Origin of the sequence: Halorubrum distributum JCM 10118 (genome assembly GCF_000337335.1) — an archaeon.
Taxonomy (GTDB): domain Archaea; phylum Halobacteriota; class Halobacteria; order Halobacteriales; family Haloferacaceae; genus Halorubrum; species Halorubrum distributum.
Genome location: NZ_AOJN01000059.1, coordinates 1 through 5,868, shown reverse-complemented (window position 1 = coordinate 5,868; position 5,868 = coordinate 1). Strand labels below are relative to the sequence as shown.

At 70.2% G+C, this 5,868-nt stretch carries 6 protein-coding genes and 1 pseudogene; 6 read left to right on the top strand and 1 reads right to left on the bottom strand.

Annotated features, from left to right (window positions below):
- From larB to C466_RS13270, 3 genes are all read left to right on the top strand, one after another.
- A partial coding sequence (larB, locus tag C466_RS13275) for a nickel pincer cofactor biosynthesis protein LarB (protein WP_049911507.1) occupies positions 1-604 on the top strand: 604 nt, incomplete at its 5' end.
- Positions 605-737: 133 nt separating this feature from the next.
- A complete protein-coding gene (locus C466_RS17030; RefSeq protein ID WP_004599353.1) occupies positions 738-890 on the top strand; it encodes a DUF7563 family protein in 153 nt (50 codons plus the stop codon).
- 131 nt (positions 891-1,021) lie between these two features.
- Positions 1,022-1,270 carry a GIY-YIG nuclease family protein gene (locus C466_RS13270; protein ID WP_004599354.1) on the top strand — a complete coding sequence of 83 codons (249 nt, stop codon included), beginning with the start codon at positions 1,022-1,024 and terminating at the stop codon, positions 1,268-1,270.
- A 15-nt stretch (positions 1,271-1,285) separates the two neighbouring features.
- Here C466_RS13270 and hisG read toward each other — a convergent pair whose 3' ends face one another.
- Complete coding sequence (hisG, locus tag C466_RS13265) at positions 1,286-2,176, bottom strand: ATP phosphoribosyltransferase (protein ID WP_004599355.1); 891 nt, start codon at positions 2,174-2,176, stop codon at positions 1,286-1,288.
- Between the two features lie 570 nt (positions 2,177-2,746).
- On the opposite strand from hisG, the gene uvrB reads away from it, so the two are divergent.
- The 3 genes and pseudogenes from uvrB to C466_RS13250 form a co-directional block, all read left to right on the top strand.
- Entirely contained in the window at positions 2,747-4,801 is a 2,055-nt protein-coding gene (uvrB, locus tag C466_RS13260; protein WP_004599844.1) for an excinuclease ABC subunit UvrB, read from the top strand.
- A 119-nt stretch (positions 4,802-4,920) separates the two neighbouring features.
- Complete coding sequence (locus C466_RS13255) at positions 4,921-5,451, top strand: hypothetical protein (RefSeq protein WP_004599358.1); 531 nt, start codon at positions 4,921-4,923, stop codon at positions 5,449-5,451.
- A gap of 75 nt (positions 5,452-5,526) precedes the next feature.
- Positions 5,527-5,868 (top strand): annotated as a pseudogene (locus C466_RS13250) (hypothetical protein); the annotation flags it as partial.

Sequence of the window (5,868 nt, the reverse complement as noted above, 5' to 3'; positions counted from 1 at the left end):
CCGCTCAGAGATGTGTATAAGAGACAGGCTTGACACCACCGGCCGAGCGCTGGTGACGCGCGCCGACGAGGCGACGGCGGCGGCGGTCGCGTCGGTGGTCGGCGACGGCGACCCGGGCGCGACGGTCGACCGCGACGACCGCACGGGGTCCGTCGTCGCGCACGCGGGCGACTTCGAGCCCCCGTCGCTCGACGCCGCGGTCGCGGTCGTGGCCGCCGGCACCGCTGACGCGCCGGTCGCCGGCGAGGCGGCGGTCGTCGCCAGCGAGGTCGGGGCGACGGTCGACCGGGTCGACGACGTCGGCGTGGCCAACCTCGACCGGATCCTCGATCAGGTCGACCGGATCCGCGAGGCAGACGTCGTCGTCGTCGCGGCCGGCCGCGAGGGCGCGCTCCCGACCGTCGTCGCCGGCCTCGTCGACGCCCCCGTGATCGCCCTCCCGGTCTCGACCGGCTACGGCGTCGGCGGCGAGGGGGTCGCGGCGCTGGAGGGGGCGCTCCAGTCGTGTTCCGTGCTCACGACCGTCAACGTCGACGCCGGCTTCGTCGCCGGCGCGCAGGCCGGCCTGATCGCCCGCGCGGTCGACGCGGCGCGCGCCGAGTGAGGCGACCGGGCCCCGCCGAACGCTCCGCTCGGCGGACCGGCTCGAAGGAGCGAATACCGGCAGCCGACGGGGTCGAAAAAGGGTATTTGTTCGTTGAGTCCGTATGGTAGTTGCCGACGCACGTCGGCAACACATGCCACGCTGTGACCACTGCGGGTCGCACGTCTCGGACCGCTTCGCGCGGGTCTTCGCGGACGAGCACGGCGACCTGAACGCGTGCCCGAAGTGCTCCGCGAACGCGGGCATCGCCGAGGTGTCTCGCGAGCGGACGCGAACCGGGGACTGACCGGCGAAACGCCGATCGGAGACCGAGCGCACGGAGAGCCGCAGCTCCGTCTCGTCTTCGGTTCGGGCACCTCCCCGATCCGACCCGGGCACATCCGTACCCACTTTGCGTTCGCGCCCGGACGGCCGGCCGTGGCCGACCACTACGTGTACGTGATCGAGTGCGCCGACGGCACCCTCTACACCGGGTACACGACGGACGTCGAGCGCCGCGTCGCCGAACACGACGCCGGGGAGGGCGCGAAGTACACTCGGGGTCGGACCCCCGTGACGCTGCGGCACGTCGAGTCGTTCGACTCGCAGTCGGCGGCGATGTCGAGAGAGTACGCGATCAAGTCGCTGTCGCGCGCGGAGAAGGAGCGGCTGATCGACGACGGGTAGGTCCGCGTCCCGGAGTTACTCGACGAGGCGTTCGATCTCCGTGACGAGGATGCCGGTCGCGCCGACCGAGCGCAGCTCCGAGATGGTCTCGAACACGTCGCGCTCGTCGACGACGGCGTGGACCGCCACCATCCCGTTGCCGTTCTCGTCGGCCTCGACGTCCATCACGGTCGGGCCGCCGAGCCCGGGGATCACGTCCTTCACGTCGTCGAGCCGGTCTTTCGGCGCGTTCATCATCAGATAGCGCCGGCCGTCCGCGGCGAGGACGGACTCGAAGGCGGTCAGCACCTGCTCGACCTTCGGGTCGTCGACCACGTCGGGGCGGGCGAACAGCCGGACCGAGGAGTCAAGCACGTCGTCTATCACGGCCAGCCGGTTCACCTTCAGCGTCGTTCCCGTCGAGGTGATGTCGACGATGGCGTCGGCCATGTCGACGTGCGGGGTGAGCTCCGTCGCGCCCGTCACGGTGACAACGTCGGCGTCGACGCCCACCCGGTCGAGGTAGTCGCGGGTGACGTTCGGGAACTCGGTGGCGACGGTCCTCCCGGCGAGGTCTCCGACGGCAGCGACGTCGCCGTCCTCCGGCGCCGCGAGGACGAGCTTACAGGAGCCGTACCCCAGATCGAGCAGGTCGACGAGGTCGTCGCCGTCGGCGGACGCGGCGTCGTCCGCCACCCCGCCCGACTCGGCCGCCTGGTCGAGACCGGTGACGCCGAGGTCCGCGGCGCCGTCGCGGACGTACTCGGGGATGTCGGCCGCCCGCGCGAACAGCACCGTCACGTCCTCGTCGACGGTGTCGGCGTACAGCTGGCGGTCGGCGGTCTCCTCGACGTGGAGACCGGCTCGCTCCAACAGCGAGAGCGTCGGCTCGTGCAGGCGGCCCTTGTTGGGGACGGCGATGCGCATACGCCACGACTCGCGGGGACAGGGGGAAACGTTTTCGTCCGGAGCGCGAGGCGGGTGTCGACGCGAGACCGTTTATAAACAAACGCGGTGGCGCGTGCCTCCGAGCGCCCTGTGGGCGCGAGGAGCACGCGCGAGGGAGTCGCGAACGCCCGCAGGGCGTGAGCGACGAGGCTGGGGAGGTGTGAGGTGCGGTTGCGGTTGCTGTGCGGGGCGGGACTCAAAGGGGCAGTCGCGAGGCGGGCGCAGGCGACGCCAGCACCGCAGCGAAGGAGCGAGCAGCGCGAGTGACTGAGCGAGGCGCGCAGCGAGCGTGCGCCCGCCTCGCGACTGGGGCTTTGGAGGTGTTCGCCGACGATCCACTGTTGATCATTTATAAGCAAGCGGCTGTGGCTTTGGCGGTGTTCTCCCTAGCGGTAACCCTGTACGTCCGAGCGACTGCTGTTTCAGGAGCCTCCGTCACGCCACTGGGAGCGATCGGGTATTCACAGCCGGCCGAACCGCTGAGATTTCCGGCAGGATAAACGACGTAGCCGCGCCGCTCAAGTGCCTCGCCGCCCAATGACGCGTATCGTGAGCGACGCCGACTCCCCCCTCTCGGAGGACCGCCCGACCGTCGACCGCCCCCTCCGCGTCGACGCCCCGTTCGAGCCCGCGGGCGACCAGCCCGAGGCGATCGAGCAACTGGTCGAGGGGTTCGAGTCGGGCGCGGAAAAGCAGACGCTGCTCGGCGTGACGGGCTCCGGGAAGACCAACACCGTCTCGTGGGTCGCCGAGGAGCTGGACCAGCCGACGCTCGTCCTCGCCCACAACAAGACGCTCGCGGCCCAGCTGTACGAGGAGTTCCGCGAGCTGTTCCCGGACAACGCCGTCGAGTACTTCGTCTCCTACTACGACTACTACCAGCCGGAGGCGTACGTCGAGCAGACGGACACGTTCATCGACAAGGAGATGTCGATAAACGAGGAGATCGACCGCCTCCGCCACTCCGCGACGCGCTCGCTTTTGACCCGCGACGACGTGATCGTGGTCGCCTCCGTTTCCGCCATCTACGGGCTCGGGGACCCGCAGAACTACCGCGACATGGCCCTCCGTCTGGAGGTCGGCGAGGCGGTCGGCCGCGAGGAGCTGCTCACCCGGCTCGTCGACCTGAACTACGAGCGCAACGACGTGGACTTCACGCAGGGCACGTTCCGCGTCCGCGGCGACACCGTCGAGATATACCCGATGTACGGGCGCTACGCGGTGCGCGTGGAGCTGTGGGGCGACGAGATCGACCGCATGATCAAGGTCGACCCGATGCACGGCGAGGTCGTGAGCGAGGAGCCCGCCGTCATGCTCCACCCGGCGGAGCACTACTCGATCCCCGACGACAAGCTCGAACAGGCGATCGCGGAGATCGAGGACCTGATGGAGAAGCGGGTGAGCTACTTCGAGCGGCAGGGCGACCTCGTGGCCGCCCAGCGCATCGAGGAGCGCACCACCTTCGACATCGAGATGCTCCGCGAGGCGGGCTACTGCTCGGGGATCGAGAACTACTCCGTCCACATGGACGACCGCGAGTCGGGCGACGCCCCCTACACCCTCCTCGACTACTTCCCCGACGACTTCCTCACCGTCGTCGACGAGTCCCACCAGACGATCCCCCAGATCAAAGGGCAGTACGAGGGGGACAAGTCGCGCAAGGACTCGCTCGTCGAGAACGGGTTCCGGCTCCCGACCGCCTACGACAACCGCCCGCTCACCTTCGAGGAGTTCGAGGAGAAGACGGACCGCACGCTCTACGTCTCGGCGACGCCCGGCGACTACGAGCGCGAGACCTCCGACCGGATCGTCGAGCAGATCGTCCGCCCGACCCACCTCGTCGACCCGAAAGTGGAAGTGACGGGCGCGACCGGACAGGTCGACGACCTCCTCGAACGCGTCGACGAGCGGATCGAGCGCGACGAGCGCGTCCTCGTCACCACGCTCACCAAGCGGATGGCCGAGGACCTCACGGAGTACCTCGAGGAGGCCGGCGTCGACGTGGCGTACATGCACGACGAGACGGACACCCTCGAACGCCACGAGATCATCCGCGACCTCCGCCTCGGCAACATCGACGTGCTCGTCGGCATCAACCTGCTCCGCGAGGGGCTCGACATCCCGGAGGTGAGCCTCGTCGCCATCCTCGACGCCGACCAGGAGGGGTTCCTCCGCTCCACCACGACCCTCGTCCAGACGATGGGCCGGGCCGCCCGCAACGTCAACGGCGAGGTCGTCCTCTACGCCGACGAGGTGACCGACTCGATGGAAGAGGCCATCGAGGAGACCCAGCGCCGCCGCGAGATCCAGCTGGAGTACAACGCCGAGCACGGCTACGAGGCGACCACCATCGACAAGCCGGTCAGCGAGACGAACCTCCCCGGGTCGAAGACGGACACCTCGTCGGTCAGCGTCGGCGACGTGGAGAGCGAAGACGAGGCGAAAGCGCAGATCGAGGCGCTCGAAGACCGCATGGACGAGGCCGCGAGCAACCTGGAGTTCGAGCTGGCGGCCGACATCCGCGACCGGATCGCGGAGCTCCGGCGCGCCTTCGAGATCGACGCGGGCGACGAGGGCGTCCCCGCGCCGGCGATGGACGAGTAGCGGCGCACGCGCCGACGAGCGCGGCGAGCGGCCCCGTCGCCCCGACGCCGCCGCTCCGATTCTCACGCCGCGTCACCGTGGCGACGGGGTTTTTACCTCGCTGCGTCGCAGTCGGGCACGTGTACCGTCGCGCGGTCGTCGCCGGCGCGCTCGCCGTCGCCACCGGCGGGTGCGTCGACCGCCTCCACGACGTCGCCGCCTCGACCCCCGGCGACCTCGGCGTCCGGAGCCGCTACGTCGACGGCAACCCGATGGTCGACGAGCGCAGCGTCCTCGCCCGGCCCGAGGAGCTGTTGACGCACGCGGCCTCCTTCCGCTCGGCCTCGTCGGCCCGCGGCGCGCTCAAGCCCGACGCGACCGAGTCCCGTGAGTTCGTCGAGCGAACCGACTTCGTCGACGACGGCGGCGACGCGGTGCTGGTGATCGCCCAGCGGCTCACGGCGCCCGAGGTCCGCCTCCGCCTCGGCGGGATCAGTCGCACGGGCGACCGCTCGCTCCGGATCGCCGTCGATCAGACCGGGGTCCGCGGCGAGATCGATCCCGACGAGCCGGTCGCGAAGACGCTCCTGTTGCGGCTCACCGACGAGCGCGGCCCGCCGAAGCGCGTGATCGTCGTCATCGGCGACGGGCGCGCCGGAATCACGGTGTGAGCGCGACCGGTTCGAGACTCCGCGTCCCGGCCCGGTCCCGCGATCGTTTTGTGATCGGAACGCATCTGGCCGTCCATGTCACTCCGCAGTCGCCTCCTCGGGTCGGCCCTCCTCGTCGTCGGCGTCGCCGCGATCGCGGCCACGGTTTCCCTCGCCCCCACGGTCCCTCCGGAACCGGCGGCCGACTCGGTGTCGCTCATCGCTCCCACCCCGTACTCGTTCATCGCCACTCCGCCTCTCCTCGCGGTCGGTTCGGTGCTTCTGGTCGGTGGGGCCGCGGCGCTCGCGGGTATCGACCTCTCGGCGCGTGCGGCGCTCCTCGCACCCGCGGTCGGTGGGGTCGCCGCCTTCGCGTTCGTCGTCGTCGCGGTCACAGCGCCCGCGGCGGTCCTCCCGGCACCTGTCTCTTATACACAT